The sequence below is a fragment of the Rathayibacter sp. AY1C5 genome (genome assembly GCF_002931705.1).
Classification (GTDB): domain Bacteria; phylum Actinomycetota; class Actinomycetes; order Actinomycetales; family Microbacteriaceae; genus Rathayibacter.
The window spans coordinates 253,343-274,917 of sequence record NZ_PSWD01000001.1 but is presented as its reverse complement, the minus strand read 5'-3'; the positions used below and the strand labels follow the sequence as shown (position 1 = coordinate 274,917).

Genomic DNA, 21,575 nt, shown 5'->3' with positions numbered 1-21,575 from the left:
TCAGACCGATCCGGCGAGGGTCGTCCACAGTTCCGGGAACTGGGGGAGGGTCTTCGCTGTCGTCGCGACGTCCTCGATCACCACGCCGGGGACCACGAGGCCGATCAGGGCGCCGGCGTGGGCCATGCGGTGGTCGGAGTAGGTGCGCCAGCGGCCGCCGTGGAGCTCGGCGGGCTCGATGCGCAGACCGTCCTCGAGCTCCGTGACCCGGCCGCCGAGGCCGGTGATCTCGGCGGCGAGGGCGGCGAGGCGGTCCGTCTCGTGGTGGCGGATGTGGCCGATCCCGGTCAGGGTGCTGGGAGTGGAGGCCAGCGCGGCGAGCGCGGCGAGGGCGGGGGCGAGCTCGCCTCCCTCCGACAGGTCGAGGTCCACGCCCAGGATCTCGTCGCCGCCGGTGACCACGAGGTCCTCGCCGTCGCGCTCGACGCGGGCGCCGAACAGCGGCAGGATCCGCTCGAGGTGCGCCCCGACCTGCGTGGTGACGGCCGGCCAGTGGCGAAGCCGGACGCGGCCGCCCGTGACGAGGGCCGCAGCGAGGAACGGCGCGGCGTTCGAGAGGTCGGGCTCGATCAGCACGTCGGCGCCGCCGATGGGCTGCGGCGCGACGGTCCACTCGCCGTCGGCGGGCGTGCCGACCTCGACGCCCCGTGCCGCCAGCGCGGCGACGGTCATGTCGATGTGGGGCCGGGAGGGGACGGCGCTGCCCTCGTGGCGCAGGTGCAGTCCCTCCTCGAAGCGGGCGCCGGCCAGCAGGAGCGCCGAGACGAACTGGCTCGACCGCGAGGCGTCGACGACGACGTCGCCGCCCCGGACGGCCCCGGACCCGTGGACGGTGAAGGGGAGCGCGCCGCGGCCGTCGTCGGCGACGTCGACGCCGAGCGCGCGGAGGGAGGCGATCGTCGCCCCCATCGGCCGCTTCGCCGCGTACGCGTCGCCGTCGAAGGTGGTGGGGCCGAGCGCGAGGCCGGCCAGCGGCGGGACGAAGCGCATCACGGTGCCCGCGAGCCCGCAGTCGATCGTCGTCGAGCCGAGCAGCTCCTCCGCGGGCTCCACGACCAGGTCGGCGCCGAAGCCGCCGGTCGAGCCGGACTCCCGGATCGTGGTGCCGAGCGAGCGCAGCGCCTCGATCATCAGGGCGCTGTCGCGGGAGTGCAGCGGCGCCCGCAGCGTGGAGGGCCCGTCGGCCAGAGCAGCGAGCACCAGCTCCCGGTTGGTCAGCGACTTGGAGCCGGGCAGGCCGACCTCGGCGTCGAGAGCGCCGGCCGCGAGGGGTGCGGGCCAGGCGTCGTCGCCGGGGAGCGCACGGGCGTCGCCGTACGCATCGAACTCGGGGGCGGAATAACGCGAGAAGACCATCGGTTGTCAGAATAGTCGGCGCGCAGGGCGTCGTCAGGAGCGTGACGGAGGCGGAGCATGACGGCAGCACCCCCGGTCCTCCGGAGCAGCAGGCCCGTCGCCCGGAGGCGCCCTCGCGCCGCAACCCCGGTCGTCCGCCGCGCCGCCGCTCTAGAATCGCTCGTGATGACTCGCGACGACGAACCCCGCACCACCCCCGCCGACGAGGCTCCCGAGCCCGCTGACGCGGAGCAGACGATCGTGGAGACCGTCGAGGAGTCGCTGGACGACGCCCCGGTCGAGGCTCCCGTCGATCTCCGCTCCCTCTTCGAGCAGCAGGCGCTGCCCTTCATCGACCAGCTCTACGCGGCCGGTCTGCGGATGACGAAGAACCCCTCCGACGCGCAGGACCTCGTACAGGAGACGTTCGCGAAGGCGTTCGGCGCGTTCCGCCAGTTCGAGCAGGGCACCAACCTGAAGGCCTGGCTCTACCGCATCCTCACGAACACGTTCATCAACTCGTACCGCAAGAAGCAGCGCGAGCCCTACCAGAGCGCGATCGACGAGCTCGAGGACTGGCAGCTGGGCGGCGCCGAGTCGACCACGGCCACCTCCAGCCGCTCGGCCGAGGCGGAGGCGATCGACCACCTCCCCGACACCGCGGTGAAGGAGGCGCTCCAGGCGATCCCGGAGGACTTCCGGCTCGCCGTCTACTTCGCCGATGTCGAAGGCTTCTCCTACCAGGAGATCGCGGACATCATGAAGACCCCCGTCGGGACCGTCATGAGTCGGCTGCACCGCGGCCGGCGCATGCTGCGCGAACGACTCACCGACTACGCACGCGAGCGCGGATTCCGCGCCGCATTCACTTCCGGGAGCACGAAATGACCGACAGCGGCTGCACGAAGGCGAAGGCCGAGCTCGAGGAGTACCTCCACAACGAGCTGTGCAAGGAGGACGCCGCCGACATCCGCGAGCACATGGCGGGATGCGTCGACTGCGCCGATGAGGCGAAGGTCGGCGTGGTGCTGACGGTCGCCGTGCAGCGGGCCTGCAAGGAGACGGCGCCGGAGGACCTCCGCGCCCAGGTGCTCGGCATGCTCCGCGACGAGCACGCCGCGCACTCCCAGGCGCCCGCCCGCCTCTAGGCGCCGCACGACCCGGGGAGCCCCGGCCGTTCGAGACCTCCCGCGCACCGCGGGCCCTCGAGGGGCCGGGGCTCCGTCGTGTCCGGCGGCCTCCGGGCGCCGCGGCACCCGCACGTCGCGCGCGCTCCTGCCGGTCTCTGCGGGCCTGCGGTCAGGCACGGTCCGCCCGCAACGCGACGGGCCCGCCGGAACACGAGGTTCCGACGGGCCCGACCGCGTCGTGCGGACCGCGGGTCAGCGGGTGAGCGCCCGCGACAGCAGGTCGGCCTGCTCGGAGGCGTGCCGCTTGGCCGAGCCGGCCGCGGGGGAGGCCGCGGAGGGCCGCGAGACCACGCGCATGGACCGGCCCAGCTTCGGAGCGACCTCGAGGGCCATGAACGGCCAGGCGCCCTGGTTCTCGGGCTCGTCCTGCACCCAGACGAGCTCCGCGTCCGGGTATCGCTCGGCGATGCCGCGCAGCTCCTCGATCGGCGCCGGGTAGTACTGCTCGACCCGGACCAGCGCGATGCCGTCGTCGGGCTTCTTCTCGAGCTCCGCCTTGAGGTCGTAGTGGACCTTGCCGGCGTGGAGCAGGACGCGCTTCACGGCGGAGGCGTCCTCGATCCGCGCGTCGTCGATCACCGGCTGGAAGCGGCCCGAGGTGAAGTCCTCGACCGGGCTCGAGGCTCCGCGCAGGCGCAGCATCGCCTTCGGGGTGAAGACGATCAGCGGTCGGCGGGGCCGGGAGTAGGCCTGGCGGCGCAGCAGGTGGAAGTAGGACGCCGGCGTCGACGGGCGCGCGACGGTCATGTTCCGCTCCGCGCACATCTGCAGGTAGCGCTCGATCCGCGCCGACGAGTGGTCGGGGCCCTGGCCCTCGTAGCCGTGCGGGAGCAGGAGCACGAGCGACGAGCGCTGCCCCCACTTCTGCTCGGCCGAGGAGATGAACTCGTCGATCACGATCTGGGCGCCGTTCGCGAAGTCGCCGAACTGCGCCTCCCACAGCACGAGCGAGTCGGGCCGCTCCACCGAGTAGCCGTACTCGAACGCCATCGCCGCGTACTCCGAGAGCAGCGAGTCGTAGATCCAGAGCCGGGCCTGCTGCTCGGACAGGTTCATCAGCGGCAGCCACTCCTGGCCGTTCTCGCGGTCGTGGAGGACCGCGTGGCGCTGGACGAAGGTCCCGCGGCGCGTGTCCTGGCCGACGAGGCGCACAGGGGTGTCCTCGAGCAGCAGGGAGCCGAGCGCGAGCAGCTCGCCGAAGGCCCAGTCGATGGAGCCGGAGCGGCTCATCTCCCGGCGCTTCGCCAGCAGCTGCTGGAGCTTGGGGTGCACGGTGAAGCCCTCGGGCGGCGTCGTGAACGCGTCGCCGATTCGCGTGACGACCTCGGTCTTCACGCCGGTGACCTCGGGCTCGCCCGGGTAGTCCTCGCCCTGCTGCGCGTCGGGCAGCTCGAGGTCGGCCACGGAGTCGCCGTCGGCGGTGATCACGGGGATCGCGCCGGTCTGCGCGGCGTGGGTCTCGGCGAAGGCGCGCTCCAGACGGTCCTGGAAGTCCTGGTGGGCGCGGTCGTACTCCTCCTCGGTGATGTCGCCGCGGCCGACGAGCGCCTCGGTGTACAGCTTGCGGACCGAGCGCTTGGCCTCGATCAGGCTGTACATCAGCGGCTGGGTCATCGAGGGGTCGTCGCCCTCGTTGTGCCCGCGCCGGCGATAGCAGATCAGGTCGATGACCACGTCGCGGTGGAACCGCTGGCGGTACTCGAACGCGAGCTGCCCGACGTGGACGACAGCCTCGGGGTCGTCGCCGTTCACGTGGAAGATCGGCGCCTGGATCGTCTTCGCGCCGTCGGTCGAGTAGATCGAGGTGCGGGCCTCGTGAGGGGGAGTCGTGAACCCGACCTGGTTGTTGATGTTGATGTGGATCGTGCCGCCGGTGCGGTACGCCCGCAGCTGCGACATCTGCAGGGTCTCGACCACCACGCCCTGGCCCGCCATCGCGGCGTCGCCGTGCACGAGGATCGGCAGCGTGGTGAAGGTGCCGATGGGCTTGCGGTCCTGCTTGGCGCGGACGATGCCCTCGAGCACGCCGTTCACGGCCTCGAGGTGCGAGGGGTTCGCCGCCAGGTAGACCGGGATCTCCTCGCCCGCAGCACCGCGGAAGGTGCCCTCGGTGCCGAGGTGGTACTTCACGTCTCCGGATCCCTGGACCGTGCGCGGGTCCTGGGTGCCCTCGAACTCGCGGAAGATCTGGCCGTAGGTCTTGCCGGCGATGTTGGTCAGCACGTTCAGGCGGCCGCGGTGGGCCATGCCGATCGCGACCTCGTCGAGGTGCTCGTCGGCCGCGCCCTGCAGGACGGCGTCGAGCAGCGCGATGAGCGACTCCCCGCCCTCGAGCGAGAAGCGCTTCTGGCCCACGTACTTGGTCTGCAGGAAGGTCTCGAAGGCCTCGGCCTCGTTGAGCTTGCCCAGGATGCGCAGCTGCTCGTCGTGGCCCGGCTTCTCGTAGCCGCGCTCGAGCTTCTGCTGCATCCAGGCGCGCTGCTCCGGGTCCTGGATGTGCATGTACTCGACGCCGACGGTGCGGCAGTACGAGTCGCGGAGGATCCCGAGGATGTCGCGCAGCTTGAGCTGGCGCTTGCCGCCGAAGCCGTCCGTGACGAACTCGCGATCGAGGTCCCAGAAGGTGAGGCCGTGGCTCTCGATGGCGAGGTCGGGGTGCGAGCGCTGCACGTACTCCAGCGGGTCGACGTCGGCCATCAGATGCCCGCGGACGCGGAACGAGTTGATGAGCTCCTGCACGCGGGCGGTCTTGGAGACGCGCTCGGCGAGGTCGACGGCGATGTCCGTGGACCAGTGGATCGGGTCGTAGGGGATGCGCAGCGCGGCGAAGATGTCCTCGTAGAAGCCGCGGCCGCCGAGCAGGAGCTCGTGCACGATCTTGAGGAACTCGCCCGAGCCGGCGCCCTGGATGACGCGGTGGTCGTAGGTCGAGGTCAGGGTGATGGTCTTGCCGATGCCCAGCTCGACCAGCGTCTTCTCGGACGCGCCCTGGAACTCCGCCGGGTACTCGAGGGCGCCGGCTCCGATGATGCAGCCCTGGCCCTTCATCAGGCGGGGGACGGAGTGGACCGTGCCGATGCCGCCGGGGTTCGTCAGCGAGAGCGTGGTGCCCGCGAAGTCGCCGGCGACGAGCTTGTTGCCGCGCGCGCGCTTGACCAGGTCCTCGTAGGCCGAGAGGTAGGCGGTGAAGCTCAGCGTGTCGGCGCGCTTGATGCTCGGCACGAGCAGGGCGCGCGTGCCGTCGGGCTTCGGCATATCGATCGCGATGCCGAGGTTGACGTGCGCCGGGGCGACGACCGCGGGCTTGCCGTCGACCTCGTCGTAGAACACGTTCTGGCTCGGGAAGTCCTTGAGCGCGCGGATGAGCGCCCAGCCGATCAGGTGCGTGAACGAGACCTTGCCGCCGCGGGTGCGGCGCAGGTGGTTGTTGATGACGATGCGGTTGTCGATCATCAGCTTCGCCGGGATCGTGCGGACGCTCGTCGCGGTGGGGATGCTGAGGCTGGCGTCCATGTTGGTCGCGAGGCTCTTCGCCATGCCGCGGAGCGGGGTGACGACGTCCTCGTCCGGCGTCGAGTCCTCGGCGGAGGGCTTGCTCACCGGAGCGTCGGCCGGGATCGGCTGCGCCTTCGGCTGCTTCGACGTGGTGCGGGAGGCGGGGGTCGACTCGGAGGAGGAGGCGGCGGCGGGATGGGTCACGGCGCCTCCGCCGCTCGACGAGACGCGCTCGGCGGCAGCGGCGGGCTTCGAGGCGGCGGGCGCGGGGGCCGCGGCAGGAGCCGGAGCCGGAGCGTCCTTGCCGGAGTTCGCGAGCTGGGCGCCGTAGCGCTCCAGGATGGGCCACCAGGACTCGTCCACCGAGGCGCGGTCGGCGCTGTACTGCTCGTACAGCTCCTCCACGAGCCACTCGTTGGCTCCGAAGTCCTCCGCGCCCTGCTCTGTTCCTGCTCCGGTCAACTGGCTCGACACAGCCGATCGCCCACTCTCTCCGTTGATTCGTCCTCGATCATCCGGACGGGCCCGTCGCATCCCTCGGCGCCTGCCACCGCGGCGGAGGAGGTCGTCCTCGCACCAGCGGGAACCGGTGCCGTCGCCTGGTCCCGTCCCGGTCGCCAAGCCTAGCCCCGTTCCCTGCACGGCCGACCCGGGGCCGCGCCGGAGTAGCGTTTCCCCCATGCGTTTCTCCGGCGGAACACCCTCAGGCGACCTCACCTACTCGGACGTCTTCCTCGTCCCCGGCCGCTCGTCGGTGACGAGCCGCCTCGACGTCTCGCTCGCCCCGGGCGACGGCACCGGGGCGACGATCCCCGTCGTCTCCTCCAACATGAACTCGGTCACCGGTCAGCGCCTCGCAGCGACGCTCGCGCGCCGGGGCGGGCTCGGCGTCCTCCCGCAGGACATGCCTCTGCAGGCGCTGGACGCCGCGATCCGCTGGGTGAAGCGCCAGCCGGTCGCCTTCTCCGGCGCCCTCACCGCCTCGCCGGCGACGACCGTGGAGGAGGCGCTGCGCATCCTGCCGGCCGTCGCCGGCCACGGCTTCGTGGTGCAGGAGGAGGGCGGCGCGATCCTCGGCTGCGTCCCGGCCGCGCGCCTGGCGACCGCGCTGCCGGACGCGCGCCTGGGCGACCTGGTGCACTCCGCCACCCCCTCGATCGACGCCGACGACGTGCCCACCGCGCGGGCCGCCTTCGACCTCATGGTGGCCGCCGACCTCGACTTCGCCCCGGTGCTGCACCACGGCGCCCTGGTCGGCACGCTGTCGCGCACCGGCGCCCTCCGCTCCACCGTCTACGACCCGGCGCTCGACGCGGACGGGCGTCTGCGCGTCGCGGCAGCGATCGGCATCAACGGCGACGTCGAGGCGAAGGCGCGCGCGCTCGTCTCCGCGGGCGTCGACGTCCTCGTCCTCGACACCGCGCACGGCCACCAGGAGGGGATGCTCCGGGCGCTCCGGACGGTCTCCGCGCTCGATCTCGGAGTGCCGATCGCGGCGGGCAACGTCGTCACGGCCGACGCGGTGCACGACCTCGTCGACGCGGGAGCGGACATCCTCAAGGTCGGCGTCGGCCCCGGCGCGATGTGCACCACCCGGATGATGACCGCGGTCGGCCGCCCGCAGTTCTCGGCCGTCCTCGAGACGGCCGAGCGCGCGCACGAGCTGGGCGCCCACGTCTGGGCGGACGGCGGGGTGCGCTACCCGCGCGACGTCGCCCTCGCGCTGGCCGCGGGCGCCGCCTCCGTGATGATCGGCTCCTGGTTCGCCGGCACGATCGAGGCTCCGGGGGAGCTGCGCAGCGACGCGGCCGGCCGGGTCTACAAGGAGAGCTGGGGCATGGCCTCGGCCAAGGCGGTGCAGGAGCGCTTCGACCGCCTCGACGCGTACGAGCTCGCCCGCAAGCGCCTCTTCGCCGAGGGCATCTCCTCCTCCACCATCTACCTCGATCCGCTGCGGCCCTCGGTCGAGGACCTGCTCGACATGATCACGTCGGGGGTCCGCTCGTCCTTCACCTACGCCGGAGCCCGGAGCGTGGCCGACTTCCATGAGCGGGCGCACGTGGGCCTGCAGTCGGCCGCGGGCTACGAGGAGGGCAAGGCGCTGCCGGTCAGCTGGTGAGCGGGCGCCGCGTGCTAGAACCGAGCCCATGACCATCGTCGACAACGCCGTGTACGTCGACGGCCGCCGCATCCGGAACCCCGACTCGCTCGAGGACACCTTCGAGCTGATGCGCGACGAGCACGGCATGGCCTGGATCGGCCTCTACCGCCCGACGCGCGAGGAGGTCGAGGCGGTCGCCGAGGAGTTCGGGCTGCACCCGCTCGCCGTCGAGGACGCGCTGAGCGGGCACCAGCGGGCCAAGCTCGAGCGCTACGACGACGGGCTCTTCGTCGTGCTGCGGCCGGCGCGCTACGCGGACGCCGCCGAGACGGTCGTCTTCGGCGAGCTGCACGTCTTCGTCGGCCCCGACTTCGTGGTCACCATCCGGCACGCCGACTCCCCGGACCTCGCCCGCGTGCGCCGCCGCCTGGAGGAGGATCCGGCCCTTCTCGCCCGCGGGCCCGAAGCGGTGCTCTACGCGATCCTCGACCAGGTCGTCGACGAGTACGCGCCGGTGGTGTTCGGCGTCCAGGGCGACGTGGACGAGATCGAGGACCAGCTCTTCGGCGACGACTCGGACGACGGGCTCTCGGAGCGCATCTACCGGCTCTCGCGCGAGGTCATCCACTTCCAGCGCTCGGTGCAGCCGCTGACCGCCCTGCTGCACGAGCTGCTGCAGGAGTCGACGCCCGTGGAGGGGGAGCCCTCGCCCTCGCCGGAGCGGATCGAGCTGCGCCGGTCACTCCGCGACGTGCTCGACCACACCATCCGCGTGACGGAGGCGGTCGACTCCCTGCGCGCGATCCTCGACAAGGCGCTCACGGTGCACTCGACGCTCGTCTCGCGCCGGCAGACCGAGACCGGGCTCGCCCAGAACGACGTGGTCCGCAAGATCTCCTCGTGGGCGGCGATCCTCTTCGCCCCGACGCTCGTGGCCGGCATCTACGGGATGAACTTCGACGACATGCCGGAGCTGCACTGGCGCCTCGGCTACCCCTGGGCGCTGGGCCTGATGGTGCTGTTCGGCTTCGCGCTCTACGCGGTGTTCAAGCGGAAGAAGTGGCTCTGAGCCGCGGCATCGGAGCACGCCCGGCGGCGCTCCGCGGCGGGTAGACTCGGCGCCACAATGGACGACCCTCCCTCTGCGCATCCGGCCTGTTCCGCTCACTGCAGTGCTCCTCGGACTCCCGCTCGCCGCTCACGGTCCGCCGCTCCGCCGGCCCGCCCCGTCCGGCCCTCCTCGCACCTCCCTCTCGTGACCGGGGGCGACCACCGTGGGAACTGAGTGGCTCCTCCTCGGCGTCGGCCTGCTGCTGACCCTGGGCACCGGCGTCTTCGTCGCCAGCGAGTTCGCGCTGGTGAACCTCGACCGGGCCGATCTCGAAGCCCGTCGCGACCGCGGCGAGACGCGCCTGGGCATGACCATCGCGGCCCTGCGCGTCACCTCCACGCACCTCTCGAGCGCGCAGCTGGGCATCACCCTCACGACGCTGCTCACCGGCTACACGATGGAGCCCGCCCTCTCGACGCTGCTCCAGGAGCCGTTCAGCGGATTCGGCATCCCGGAGGAGGCGCTCGCGCCGGTCATGACGGTGGTCGCCATCGTCATCGCGACCCTGCTGTCGATGATCCTCGGCGAGCTGGTCCCCAAGAACTTCGCCCTCGCTCTGCCGCGGGCGACCGCGAAGCTCGTCGTGCCGCTGCAGACCGCGTTCACGACGGTGTTCCGCCCGGCCGTCGCCCTGCTGAACGGCAGTGCGAACGCCCTGCTGCGCCTGGTCGGCATCGAGCCGAAGGAGGAACTCTCGGGCGCCCGCAGCGCCGAGGAGCTCTCGAGCCTCGTGCGCCACTCCGCCAGCGCCGGACTGCTCGAGGAGGACACGGCCGACCTGCTCGGGCGCACCCTCCGCTTCTCCGCCCTCACCGCGGGCGACGTGATGACGCCGCGCCTGCGCCTGTCGACGGTCGAGCGCGCGAGCACCGCGCAGGACGTGCTCGACCTCGCCCGAACCACCGGGTTCTCGCGCTTCCCGATCACGGACGACGACATCGACGACATCGTCGGAGTCGTGCACGTCAAGCAGGCCGTCGCCGTGCCCCGCGGCAAGAGGTCCGACGTCCCGGTCACGGCGCTGCGCTCCGAGCCGCTCCGCGTCCCCGAGACCATGAAGCTCGACGTGCTGCTCACCGAGCTGCGCGGACGCGGCTTCCAGCTCGCGGTCGTCGTCGACGAGTACGGCGGCACGGCGGGCGTCGCCACGCTCGAGGACCTGGTCGAGGAGCTGGTCGGCGAGGTCGCCGACGAGCACGACCGCTCCCGGGCCGACGTGGTCAAGCTCCCCGGCTCCACCACCTTCCCCGGCATGCTCCGCCCCGACGAGGTCCTCGACCGCGCCGGCGTGCACATCCCCGAGGAGGGGCCCTACGAGACGGTCGCCGGATTCGTGATGAGCGAGCTCGGCCGCCTCCCCGCCGTCGGCGACCGGGTCGACGTCGAGGGCGGCTCGCTGCGCGTCGAGCGCCTGGACGGCCGCCGCATCGACCGCCTCCGCTTCACCCCCGACCCCGACGCGGATCCCGACGGGATCCCCGACCCGCTCGCCGACGTCGCCCGCGGACACCGCGGACGGAAGGAGTCCGACGATGAGTGACTGGGCCGGAATCGCCTGGCTCGTGGTGCTCCTCGCCGCGAACGCCTTCTTCGTCGGAGCGGAGTTCGCAGTCATCTCCGCGCGCCGCTCCCAGATCGAGCCCCTCGCGGAGAGCGGACGCCGCAGCGCGATCACCGCGCTCGCCGCGATGGAGCACGCCACACTGATGCTCGCGACCACGCAGCTGGGCATCACCGTCTGCTCGCTGCTGATCCTCAACGTGAGCGAGCCGGCGATCCACCACCTGCTCGAGGTGCCGCTGCACGCCGTCGGCATCCCCGACGAGCTCTCCGGCACCGTCGCCTTCGTCATCACGCTGCTGATCGTGTCGTTCCTGCACGTGGTGCTCGGCGAGATGGTCCCCAAGAACATCTCGTTCTCGATGCCCGACCGCGCCGTGCTCCTCCTGGCGCCGCCGCTCGTCGCCATCGCCCGGGTCCTCCGCCCGATCATCGTCGCCCTCAACGCGGTCTCGAACGGAGTGCTCCGCCTCTTCAAGGTGGAGCCCAAGGACGAGGCGAACAGCACCTTCACGCTCGAGGAGGTGCAGACGATCGTCGACCAGTCCACCCGCGAGGGCACGCTCCGCGACTCGACCGGGACCCTCCTCGCCGCGTTCGAGTTCACCGAGAAGAAGGTCCACGACGTCGCCCTGCCCCTCGACGGGATCGTCAGCCTCCCCAGCGGAGCGACCCCCGCCGACGTCGAGCGCGCCGTCGCCAAGCACGGCTTCTCGCGCTACGTGATCCTCGGCGAGGACGGCACCCCCGAGGGCTACATCCACCTCAAGGACGTCCTCGACCTCGACGGCGACACCGAGGGCGCCAAGTTCCGCCTCCCCGTCCCCGCCAAGCGCATCCGCCAGCTCGCCTCGATCTTCGAGGCCACCGACCTCGAGGACGCCCTCGCGATCATGCGGCGCACCGGCGCCCACCTCGCCCGGGCGTTCGACGAGCAGGGCCGCGCCACCGGAGTGCTGTTCCTCGAGGACATCATCGAGGAGCTCGTCGGCGAAGTCGACGACGCCACCCGCCGCTAGGCGCGGGTGCTGGAGGGGGCGTTGTCGTCGGGCGCGATACCGCCGGTATCGCTTCCTCCTCCGCCTTGCATCCGACCCCTCCGCGGCCCGCGCCCGCGGGTGCTGGAGGGGGCGTTGTCGTCGGGCGCGGTACCGCCGGTATCGCTTCCTCCTCCGCCTTGCATCCGACCCCTCCTCGGCCCGCGCCCGCGGGTGCTGGAGGGGGCGTTCGCGGCGTTGTCGTCGGGCGCGGTACCGCCGGTACCGCTTCCTCCTCCGCCTTGCGACTGCCCCCTCCAGCACCCGCGCCCCTCTGGAGCAAGGGGAGAGGGGTGCGGCTGCGCCGGCACCAGTGCGCTGCGCCGGCACCAGTGCGCTGCTCCGGCACCAGTGCGGCAGCGGCGGCACCGGGCGGCTCCGCCGCAGGGCGACGTAGGGTGGCGGGATGGGTGAGCGGGTCGGGACGGCGGAGGCGGCGCGGAGCATCAGGGTGCCGCGGGAGGACGACGACAAGTACACGCGCGGGGTGCTGGGGATCGCGACCGGGTCGGAGCGGTATCCGGGAGCGGCGGTGCTCGGCGTCGAGGCGGCGGTGCGGACGGGAGTCGGCATGGTCCGGTACCTCGGACCGGAGCGGCCCGCGGGACTGGTGCTCGCCCGGCGGCCGGAGGTCGTGACCGCGGTGGGGCGCGTGCAGGCCTGGCTCGTCGGCTCCGGCACCAGCGCCGAGGACCGCAGCGACGAGGAGCGGCGCACCCTGATCGAGCAGCTGCACTCGGGAGTCCCGGTGGTGCTCGACGCGGGCGCGCTCGACCTGATCGACGAGGCCGCAGGCCCGGTCGTCATCACGCCGCACTACCGCGAGCTCGCCGGAGTGCTCGGCCGAGCGGGTCTGGACGCGGACGCCGCGACGATCGCCGAGGCCCCGGGGGAGTGGGCGCGCCGGGCGGCGGACCGCCTCGGAGTCTGCGTGCTCCTCAAGGGCGGCACCACCCACGTCGTCGCGGGCGGCGTCGAGCTCGAGGTCTCCGGATCCACGCCCTGGCTGGCGACCGCGGGCAGCGGCGACGTCCTCGGCGGCGTGCTCGGCGCACTCCTCGCCGGTCGGGCCGCGGACGCCGAGGCGGCCGGGACGACTCTGACCGCGGAGGACCTCGCCCCGGTGGCCGCCGCGGCCGCCGTCCTGCACGCGGAGGCCGGACGGAGCGCCTCCGCCGGCGGCCCGATCGCCGCGCTCGACATCGCGGAGCACCTGCCCGGAGTGGTCGCCGCACTCCTGCGCTGACACGCCCGTCGGACGAGCGCTGAACCGAACCGGGACCGCCGCCGTTGTCCTGGAGGAAGCGACGCCCGCGGCCCGGCTCACCGGCTCCGCACCGCCGCCTCATCGGGTGCTCGAAGCGAGCACCTCTACCGTCGGATCCGCCGCGTCCGCCTTGACCAGGAGAACAGACATGACCGCGAAGACCACGACTCCCGCCCGCTACGCCCTGACCCTCCTCGCCGGCGCCGGCACCCTCGCCGCGCTCGCCGCTTGCTCCAGCACCACCACGACCGGGAGCGACGCCGCCGACGCGGCGACCACCACCGCTCCGAGCACCGCCACCAGCTCCGCCCCCGAGGCGACCGGCGCCGCGTCCTCCGCCGCGAGCGGCAGCAGCTACGCCGACGGCACCTACGAGGCCGAGGGCGCCTACACCTCGCCCGGAGGGAACGAGAAGGTGGGCGTCTCGCTGACCCTCGCCGACGGCGTCGTCACCGACGTGACCGTGACCCCGGAGTCGGAGAACCCCACCGGCCAGCAGTACCAGTCGCGCTTCGCGGGTGGCATCGCGGGCGAGGTCGTCGGCAAGCAGCTCGACGAGCTGAAGGTCTCCAAGGTGTCGGGGTCCTCCCTCACCTCCGGCGGCTTCAACGACGCCGTCGAGACCATCAAGGCCGATGCCACGGCCTGACGCCCCGACGGTCCTCGGCCACGCGTGGCGGTTCGACGCGATCGGCACCGGCTGGCAGATCGACACCGCCGAGCCGCTCGAGCCCTCCCACCGCTCGCGGGTCGAGGCGCGCATCGCGGAGTACGACCGCACCTGGTCGCGGTTCCGTGACGACTCCGCCGTCTCGCAGCTGCGGGTCGGAGGCGAGCACGTCTTCCCCGACGAGGCGGCCGACCTCTTCGCACTGTACGACGTGCTCGACGAGCTGACCGGCGGGGCGGTCACCCCCTTCGTCGGCGGCTCTCTCGAGCAGCTCGGCTACGACTCCGCGTACACCCTCGTCCCGCGCGGACCCGCCGTCCCCGCTCCCTCCTGGGCCGCCGCCCGACGCGGGGCGGCGGGACTGCGGGTCGAGCCCGGGACCGTCGTCGACGTCGGCGCCGCGGGCAAGGGCCAGCTCGTCGACCTCGTCCTCGAGGAGCTCGACGGAGCCGGGCCCGCCGTCGTCGACGCGAGCGGCGACCTCCGGGGCATCGGAGCCGGACCCGTCCGGGTCGGCCTCGAGCACCCGTGGGACCCGAGCAGCGCACTGGGAGTGGCGGTGCCCGGCGACCGCGCGCTCTGCGGCTCGGCGAGCAACCGCCGCGCCTGGGGCAGCGGCCTCCACCACGTCCTCGACGGGCGGACCGGAGCTCCGGTCGAGAGCATCGTCGCCGCCTGGGCGGTGGCCGACACGGCCCTCGTCGCCGACGGGCTCGCGACCGCGCTGTTCGTCTGTCCGCCCGAGGCCCTCGCCGAGCGCTTCGACTTCGAGTTCGTCCGCGTCCGCAGCGACGGCACCCTCCACTACTCGCCTTCCTTCCCCGGAGAGGTCTTCCGATGATCGGCACCTTCGACCGCGCCCTCGGCCGCGTCACCACCTACCGGCTGGTCTGGATGACGCTCGCCGCGCTCCTGCTCGTCGCCGTCGGCTACGCCGCAGCCGGCCTGATCTTCTCGACGCCGCTCGAGATCCTCGGCACGACGCTCGTCGCCGTCGCCTCGACGGCCCTGGTCAGCGCGGTCCTCGCGCGGCTGTTCCGCAGCCGCGCGCACCTGGAGTCCTCGCTCGTCACCGGTCTGCTGATCGCCTGCCTGCTCTTCCCGACGGCCGATCCCCGCGGGCTCGCCGTGATCGCGCTCGTCGGCGCGATCGCCGCCGCGTCCAAGTACGTCCTGGCCTGGCGGGGCCGCCACCTCTTCAACCCGGCCGCGGTCGCCGTGCTGATCATCGGCTTCACCGGGCTCAACGCCGGAGCCTGGTGGATCGCCAGTGGCGCGATCTGGCCGTTCGTCGTCGTGGGTTCCCTCCTGATCGTCGCGCGGGTCCGCCGCTGGGCCGTCTTCGCCGTCTTCGTCGTCGTCGCCGGCGGGGTGTCCGTGCAGCAGGCGGTGCAGAACGGCCAGGACCTCGGCGCCGCGGCGGCTCTGGTCCTCACGGCCTACCCCTTCGTCTTCGCCGGCGCCTTCATGCTGACGGAGCCGCTCACGCTCGCGCCGCGCCGCTCGCAGCAGCTGATCATCGCGGTCGTCGCAGCGCTCGTGGCGAGCGTCCCCTTCCACATCGGCGTCGTCTCCGCCACTCCGGAGCTGGGCCTCGTGGTCGGCAACGCCCTCGCGTTCGCCTTCGCATTCCGCCAGCGTCGGCGGCACACGCTCGAGCTCGCCTCGACCCGCGTGCTGGCGCCGGGCATCGCGGAGTACCGCTTCCGCTCCCGCTCGCCGCTGACCTTCGAGCCGGGCCAGTGGCTCGAGCTCGACCTGCCGCACCGCGCCGACAGCCGGGGCAGCCGGCGCACCTTCTCGGTCTCCTCCGCTCCGTCCGACGGCGAGATCGCGATCGCCCTGCGGATGCCGGAGAAGGCGAGCAGCTTCAAGCGCGCCCTCGCCGCTCTGGAGCCCGGCGACTCGCTCCGGGCGACGAGCGTCGGCGGTGACTTCGTCCTGCCTGCCGATCCCGCCGTGCCACTGCTGCTGGTGGCGGGCGGCATCGGGATCACCCCGTTCGCCAGTCAGCTCCGCTCGCTCGCGGACGGTCCGCGGCGCGACGTCGTCGTCGTGGTCGCCGCGCCGAGCCTCGCCGAGGTCGCGTACCGCGACCTGCTGCAGGAGTCGGGGGCCCGGGTCGTGCTCTGCTCGAAGGAGGCGCCGACCGACCTGCCCGCACGGTGGTCGCACGTCACAGGCCGACTGGCCGCCGAGCTGCTCGCGGACGCGGTGCCGGACGCCGGCCGCCGCGTGGGCTACGTCTCCGGGTCGCCGTCGTTCGTCGACTCGGTCCGCGGCGCCCTGCGCGGTGCCGGGGCGAAGCGGATCCGCACCGACGCGTTCGCCGGCTACTGAGTTCATCGGGTTGTGATGCCGGCTGCTGACGCCCGGCGGCGACCGACGCCGCCGGGCAACCGATGCCCGGCGGGAGCGGCGCTCTCAGGCGGGCTCAGGTGCTGCCAGGGTCCCGTTCAGCGGCCCCTCTACAATGACGCGGTGCCGTCCTCCCCTCCTCGAGCGTCCTCCCGCCCCCTCGCCCGGCTGCGCGAGAACCGCGACTCCGTCGCCGTGCTCTGGGGCGCCTTCGCGCTGGTGCACGTGGTGCTCTCCCTCCTGGCGCTGTTCGCTCCGGGTCTGCCGATGGGCGACGTCAGCATCGTCTACAAGGAGTGGATGAGGACCGCCGTCGAGGGCGGCGGCATCGCCGGGATCGACACGGGCTGGGTCTACCCGATCCTCGCCTGGGGCCCGATCGCCGCCTCCTGGCTCTTCGGCTCGGCGGGCTACGACCTGATGTGGCTCGTCCTCGTCGCGCTCGCCGACGCCGCCGCCTTCGCCCTGCTGCTGCGCGGCCGGTCGGCGCCGCGCCTCGCCGCGGCGCGCTGGTGGCTGCTGTTCCTCGTCCTCCTCGGGCCGATCGCGATCGGCCGCATCGACGCCTTCACTGCGCCGCCGGCCATCGCCGGGATGCTCTGGGCGGCGACCCGTCCGGGCGTCGCGGCGCTGCTGCTGACCGTGGCCACCTGGATCAAGGTGTGGCCGGCCGCGATCCTCGCCGCTGCCGTGCTGGTCCTGCGCGGACGGCTGCGGATGATCCTCGTCCCCGCGGTCGCCTCCGTGATCATCGTGCTCGCGGTCGTCCTCGTCGGCGGCGGGGACCAGGTCTTCAGCTTCGTCACCGACCAGACCGATCGGGGCCTCCAGATCGAGGCCGTCGTGAGCACTCCCTGGATGTGGCTGTCGGTCCTCCCGGGATCGGGGAGCTACGTCTACTACGCCGCCGACATCAACACCTTCGAGATGCACGGGCCCGGCACCGAGTTCGCGGCGAGCCTGATGACCCCGCTGCTCGCTCTGGCCATGCTCGGCGTGGCCCTGCTGGGTGCCCGTGCTCTCGCCCGCCGGGCGGACCCCGCCAGGCTGTTCCCGCTGCTCGCGCTGACCTTCGTGGTCGTGTTCATCGACACCAACAAGGTGCTCTCGCCGCAGTACATCGTCTGGCTCGCGCCGCCGGTGATCGCTGGGCTGATCGCGTGCCGCGACGGCGCGTTCGACCGGCCCGCGAAGCTGACGCTCGTCACTGCGGCTCTGACCCAGGTGGTCTACCCGTACCTCTACCTCTTCCTCCTCTGGTCGCACTGGTGGATGGTGCTCGTGCTGACCGTACGGAACATCCTCCTCGTGGTGCTGCTCGGCTGGCTGCTGCGCGAGCTGTGGAGGATGGGGACGGCGCGGGTCGTCGCACCCGGCGCCACGACTTCCGCGTCGTCGCTGACCGGCGAGACCCGCCTGGCGCCCCAGGGCTCGTAGGCTCGGAGGGCGCGGGGCCGGCACGCGGTGCGCGCAGTCAAGGAGGCTCCCATGCTCGTCGCATTCTCGGTCGCACCGTCCGGGGGCGAGGCGCCCGACGCGTCCGTCCACGACGCCGTCGCCGCCGCCGTCCGCATCGTCCGCGAGAGCGGCCTGCCGTCGCGGACGACCTCGATGTTCACCGAGATCGAGGGGGAGTGGGACGAGGTCTTCGACGTCGTCAAGCGCGCGACGGAGGCCGTCGGAGCGTTCGGGACGCGCGTGTCGCTCGTCCTGAAGGCGGACATCCGCCCCGGCTACTCGGGCGAGATCGACGGCAAGATCGCCCGGCTGAACGACGCGCTGGGGGAGTAGCGGGTCCGCGCCGAGACCTCTCGTGTCCGGGCTTTCTCGAATCGATTCGACATCCGCCCGATCCTGAGTAGCCTTGACCGGTGACGCTCTCGCCCGCTCGGACCCGCCTCGCCCTGCTCGCCCTCGCGATGGGGGGCTTCGGCATCGGCTCGACCGAGTTCGTCGCGATGGGGCTCCTCCCGCAGCTCGCCGCCGACCTCCTCCCCGGGGTCTGGGCCGCGAGCCAGGAGCAGGCCGTCTCGCAGGCGGGGATGCTGATCTCGGCCTACGCGCTCGGTGTCGTGGTCGGCGCCCCCACCATCGCCGCCGCAGCGGCGCGCTGGCCGCGCAAGAGGCTCCTCCTGACCCTCCTCGTCGCCTTCACCGTCGGGACGATCGGCTCGGCGCTGCTCCCGAGCTTCCCGCTCGTCCTCGCCGCGCGCTTCGTCGCCGCCCTCCCGCACGGCGCCTACTTCGGCATCGCCTCCCTGGTCGCCGCCGACCTGATGGGTCCCGGCAAGCGCGGCAAGGGAGTCGCGTTCGTCCTCTCCGGGCTCACGATCGCGAACGTCGTCGGTGTGCCCGCGATCACCTGGGTCGGGCAGGTGGCCGGCTGGCGCAGCGCCTACCTCGTGGTCGCGGTGCTCTTCGCGCTGACCGTCGTGGCCGTCCAGCTTCTGGTGCCCGCGCAGCCCGGGAATCCGGCGGCGACCGTCCGCAACGAGCTGCGGGCGTTCGGGCGCCTGCAGGTCTGGATGACCCTGCTCGTCGGCGCCATCGGCTTCGGCGGACTCTTCGCGATGTACAGCTACATCTCGCCGCTCGCGACCGAGGTGACGGGGCTGCCGCTCGGCGCGGTCCCGTGGATCCTGGTCGTCATCGGCCTCGGGATGACCGTCGGCAACCTCGTCGGCGGCTGGGCCGCCGACCGCGACGTGCGGCGGGCGCTGGTGGTGTTCTTCGCAGGCGTCGGCGTCTCGCTGATCGGACTCGCGCTGTCGGCCTCGTCGGTCGTCGGCCTGGTGGTGTTCGCGTTCCTCTCGGCGGGCTTCTCGGCGGCCGCGTCGCCCGCGATCCAGACCCGGCTGATGGACGTGGCGCGCGACAGCCAGACGATCGCGGCCGCGCTCAACCACTCCGCCCTGAACATCGGCAACTCGGTGGGTGCCGCGCTCGGCGGCCTGACGATCGCCGCCGGACTGGGCTACCTGTCGCCCATCTGGGTCGGCGTGGGCCTGACCGCGGCCGGAATCGTGCTCGCCGTCGGCAGCATCGCGATCGACCGCGCCCGGGGCACGGTCTACCCGGTCCACCGCGAGCCCGCCCAGCCGGGCACCGGCGGCATCCCGGTCGACGCGCTGTAAGCAGAGCGCCGCCCGGGCCTCTGGAAGACTCTCGGCATGCGCGCCGTGAGCTACTCGTCCTTCTCCGCCCTCCCCGCGATCGTCGAGGTCCCGGAGCCCGTCTGCCCCGTCGACGGCGTCGTCGTCCGCGTCGCGGCGACCGGGGTGTGCCGGAGCGACTGGCACGCGTGGAAGGGGCACGACGACTCGGTCGTCCTGCCGCAGATCCCCGGGCACGAGTTCGCCGGGACGGTGATCGCGACGGGAGCCCAGGTGTCGCTCTTCGCGGTCGGCGACCGGGTCACGGCGCCGTTCGTGTTCGCCTGCGGCGACTGCGAGCAGTGCCGGGAAGGGGCGACGCAGGTGTGCCTCCGGCAGCAGCAGCCGGGATTCACCCTCGACGGGTCGTTCGCCGAGGCGGTGGCCGTGACGGGTGCGGACCTGAACCTGGTGCGCCTGCCCGACTCCGTCGGCTTCGTCGAGGCGGCCGGTCTCGGCTGCCGCTTCGGGACCGCGTACCACGCCCTGCACGAGCGCGGCCGGGTCGCCCCGGGGGAGTGGGTCGCGGTGCTGGGCTGCGGCGGAGTCGGCCTCTCCGCGGTGATCGTGGCGCTCGCCGCCGGAGCCCGGGTGGTGGCGTCGGATGTCTCCGCTCCCGCGCGGGAGGCCGCGGCGGCGCTCGGGGCGGTGACCGTCCCCGGAGGCGAGGGTGCCGCCGACGCGATCCGCGCGGCGACCGGAGGAGGGGCGCATCTGGCGGTCGACGCCGTCGGCAGCAGGGTCACCGCGGAGGCGTCGATCGCCGCCCTGCGTCCGCGCTGCCGGCACGTGCAGGTGGGTCTGCTCCTCGGGCCCGACGCGGCACCGGCGATCCCGCTCGGCCGGGTCATCGCCCAGGAGCTGGAGCTGCTGGGCAGCCACGGCATCGCCCGGAGCGGCTACACGGCCCTCCTCGACGACATCGTCGCCGGCCGTCTGCGCCCCGCCGACTCCGTCGGCCGCACCATCGCCTTCGAGGACCTGCCCGACGCCCTCGCCGCGATGGACGCCCCCGCCGCGACGCCCGGCATGACGGTCGCCGTCCTGGCCCCCTGACGCGGGCCCGCAGGAGCACTCGCAGTCCCGGTCCGGTGGGTCTCGATGCCCAGCGTCCCGCGGCATCTCGACCAGCATCGACCCGTTGTCCGTGCCTGGCGGGTCTCGATACGCCGCGTCCCGCGGCGACTCGACCGGCACGACTCGGGCACGCCCGCCCGGCTCGACTGCAGGAGCAGGTGGCCGCCGCTCGACGAGGTGGAGCCCGCCGACAACGATCCGCGTGCCGGCGGATCGATGCCGGGCGACGCACCCCGCTCTGCGGAACGCACAACGTCGTGAAGCCGACCGCGCCGCGGCGGGCGGGGACCGCCGCGCCGTCGTGGAGCCCGCCGACAGTGATCCGCGTGCCGGCGGATCGATGCCGGGCGTCGCACCTCGCTCTGCGGAGCGCACCCCGTCGTGAAGCCGACCGCGCCGTGGCGGGCGGGGACCGCCGCGCCGTCGTGGAGCCCGCCGACAGTGATCCGCGTGTCAGCGGATCGATGCCGGGCGACGCACCTCGCTCTGCGGAACGCACCCCGTCGTGAAGCCGACCGCGCCGCGGCGGGCGGGGACCGCCGCGGAAGAGGACTCAGTCCGTCTCGATGAGGATCCCGTCGTGGATGGCGCGCTTGCGGAGCGCCACTTTCGTGCCGACGTCGATGCCGACGACGCGGTACTTCTCGCGGATCCGCTTGAGGTACGACTTCGCCGTCTCCTCCGAGATGCCCAGCTCGAACGCGACCGACTTCACCGGCTCGCCGCCGCCGTAGAGAGCCATCACGCGGCGCTCCTGCGCGCTGAGCTTCGGCGCTCCGTCGGAGTCGCCGGTGGAGAGCGCCATGTCGAGCTCGTGCGAGATGTAGGAGTGGCCGTCCTTGGCCGCGCGGATCGCCTCGACGATCATGTCCGCGTCCTCGGTCTTCACCAGGTAGCCGAGGGCTCCGGAGGCGAGCGCCTCGCGGACCACGGCGGGCTCGGAGTAGGTGCTCATCAGCACGGTCTTCACCCCGGTGGTCTTGAGGGTCGAGAGCTTCACCGAGATCGGGATGTTGTCCTTGAGGTCGAGGTCGAGGAGGACGACGTCGACGGGGAACTCGGGGTGCGTGAGCAGCTCGGGCCAGGAGGCGACCGCGGCCACCAGCTGGATGTCGGAGGCGGCTCCGCGGATCCACTCCGTGAGCGCTCCGAGGAGCATCTTGTGGTCGTCCACGACCGCGAGAGTGATCTTCGCGTCAGCGGTGGGTGTCATCGGTGTCCT

17 protein-coding genes are annotated in these 21,575 nt (G+C 72.8%); 14 read left to right on the top strand and 3 right to left on the bottom strand.

Going from position 1 to position 21,575, the window contains the following annotated elements:
• Positions 1-1,356 carry a 3-phosphoshikimate 1-carboxyvinyltransferase gene (aroA, locus tag C5C57_RS01260; protein ID WP_104297194.1) on the bottom strand — a complete coding sequence of 452 codons (1,356 nt, stop codon included), beginning with the start codon at positions 1,354-1,356 and terminating at the stop codon, positions 1-3.
• A gap of 165 nt (positions 1,357-1,521) precedes the next feature.
• Here aroA and C5C57_RS01255 point away from each other — a divergent pair, with 165 nt between their 5' ends.
• Together C5C57_RS01255 and C5C57_RS01250 are read left to right on the top strand one after the other, a co-directional pair.
• Positions 1,522-2,223 carry a sigma-70 family RNA polymerase sigma factor gene (locus C5C57_RS01255; RefSeq protein ID WP_104224117.1) on the top strand — a complete coding sequence of 234 codons (702 nt, stop codon included), beginning with the start codon at positions 1,522-1,524 and terminating at the stop codon, positions 2,221-2,223.
• Positions 2,220-2,483 carry a zf-HC2 domain-containing protein gene (locus tag C5C57_RS01250; protein ID WP_104224116.1) on the top strand — a complete coding sequence of 88 codons (264 nt, stop codon included), beginning with the start codon at positions 2,220-2,222 and terminating at the stop codon, positions 2,481-2,483. The genes C5C57_RS01255 and C5C57_RS01250 overlap by 4 nt, the downstream gene beginning before the upstream one ends.
• Positions 2,484-2,717: 234 nt before the next feature.
• Here C5C57_RS01250 and C5C57_RS01245 read toward each other — a convergent pair whose 3' ends face one another.
• Positions 2,718-6,494, bottom strand: coding sequence for a multifunctional oxoglutarate decarboxylase/oxoglutarate dehydrogenase thiamine pyrophosphate-binding subunit/dihydrolipoyllysine-residue succinyltransferase subunit (locus C5C57_RS01245; RefSeq protein WP_181069048.1), 3,777 nt, complete (start codon positions 6,492-6,494; stop codon positions 2,718-2,720).
• A gap of 205 nt (positions 6,495-6,699) precedes the next feature.
• Between C5C57_RS01245 and C5C57_RS01240 the strand changes: the two genes are divergently transcribed.
• The 12 genes from C5C57_RS01240 (at position 6,700) to C5C57_RS01185 (ending at position 20,332) form a co-directional block, all read left to right on the top strand.
• A complete protein-coding gene (locus C5C57_RS01240) occupies positions 6,700-8,139 on the top strand; it encodes a GuaB1 family IMP dehydrogenase-related protein (RefSeq protein ID WP_104246650.1) in 1,440 nt (479 codons plus the stop codon).
• Between the two features lie 28 nt (positions 8,140-8,167).
• A complete protein-coding gene (corA, locus tag C5C57_RS01235; protein WP_104224113.1) occupies positions 8,168-9,190 on the top strand; it encodes a magnesium/cobalt transporter CorA in 1,023 nt (340 codons plus the stop codon).
• Between the two features lie 205 nt (positions 9,191-9,395).
• The gene (locus C5C57_RS01230) at positions 9,396-10,772 is read left to right on the top strand and encodes a hemolysin family protein (RefSeq protein WP_104224112.1); all 1,377 of its coding nucleotides are present in this window, start codon (positions 9,396-9,398) and stop codon (positions 10,770-10,772) included.
• Complete coding sequence (locus C5C57_RS01225; protein WP_104224111.1) at positions 10,765-11,811, top strand: hemolysin family protein; 1,047 nt, start codon at positions 10,765-10,767, stop codon at positions 11,809-11,811. The genes C5C57_RS01230 and C5C57_RS01225 overlap by 8 nt, the downstream gene beginning before the upstream one ends.
• A 424-nt stretch (positions 11,812-12,235) precedes the next feature.
• On the top strand, positions 12,236-13,075 hold the full coding sequence (locus C5C57_RS01220) for an ADP/ATP-dependent (S)-NAD(P)H-hydrate dehydratase (RefSeq protein ID WP_104297193.1): 840 nt from the start codon (positions 12,236-12,238) through the stop codon (positions 13,073-13,075).
• A 169-nt stretch (positions 13,076-13,244) separates the two neighbouring features.
• Positions 13,245-13,745: an FMN-binding protein gene (locus C5C57_RS01215; protein ID WP_104224453.1), complete on the top strand. Its 501-nt coding sequence runs from the start codon at positions 13,245-13,247 to the stop codon at positions 13,743-13,745.
• Positions 13,732-14,607, top strand: coding sequence for an FAD:protein FMN transferase (locus tag C5C57_RS01210; protein ID WP_104297192.1), 876 nt, complete (start codon positions 13,732-13,734; stop codon positions 14,605-14,607). Before C5C57_RS01215 ends, C5C57_RS01210 begins: the two co-directional genes overlap by 14 nt.
• Positions 14,604-16,106 carry an oxidoreductase gene (locus tag C5C57_RS01205; RefSeq protein ID WP_104297191.1) on the top strand — a complete coding sequence of 501 codons (1,503 nt, stop codon included), beginning with the start codon at positions 14,604-14,606 and terminating at the stop codon, positions 16,104-16,106. Before C5C57_RS01210 ends, C5C57_RS01205 begins: the two co-directional genes overlap by 4 nt.
• A 141-nt stretch (positions 16,107-16,247) precedes the next feature.
• Entirely contained in the window at positions 16,248-17,561 is a 1,314-nt protein-coding gene (locus C5C57_RS01200) for a glycosyltransferase 87 family protein (RefSeq protein WP_104225503.1), read from the top strand.
• A 51-nt stretch (positions 17,562-17,612) separates the two neighbouring features.
• On the top strand, positions 17,613-17,915 hold the full coding sequence (locus C5C57_RS01195; protein ID WP_104224449.1) for a thiamine-binding protein: 303 nt from the start codon (positions 17,613-17,615) through the stop codon (positions 17,913-17,915).
• Between the two features lie 128 nt (positions 17,916-18,043).
• Positions 18,044-19,258 (top strand): MFS transporter, encoded by a 1,215-nt coding sequence (locus tag C5C57_RS01190; protein WP_104297225.1) that lies wholly within the window; start codon positions 18,044-18,046, stop codon positions 19,256-19,258.
• A gap of 36 nt (positions 19,259-19,294) precedes the next feature.
• The gene (locus tag C5C57_RS01185; protein ID WP_104297189.1) at positions 19,295-20,332 is read left to right on the top strand and encodes an alcohol dehydrogenase catalytic domain-containing protein; all 1,038 of its coding nucleotides are present in this window, start codon (positions 19,295-19,297) and stop codon (positions 20,330-20,332) included.
• Between the two features lie 574 nt (positions 20,333-20,906).
• On the opposite strand, the gene C5C57_RS01180 is transcribed toward C5C57_RS01185, so the two are convergent.
• Positions 20,907-21,566: a response regulator gene (locus C5C57_RS01180; protein WP_104224447.1), complete on the bottom strand. Its 660-nt coding sequence runs from the start codon at positions 21,564-21,566 to the stop codon at positions 20,907-20,909.
• Positions 21,567-21,575: the final 9 nt, after the last annotated feature.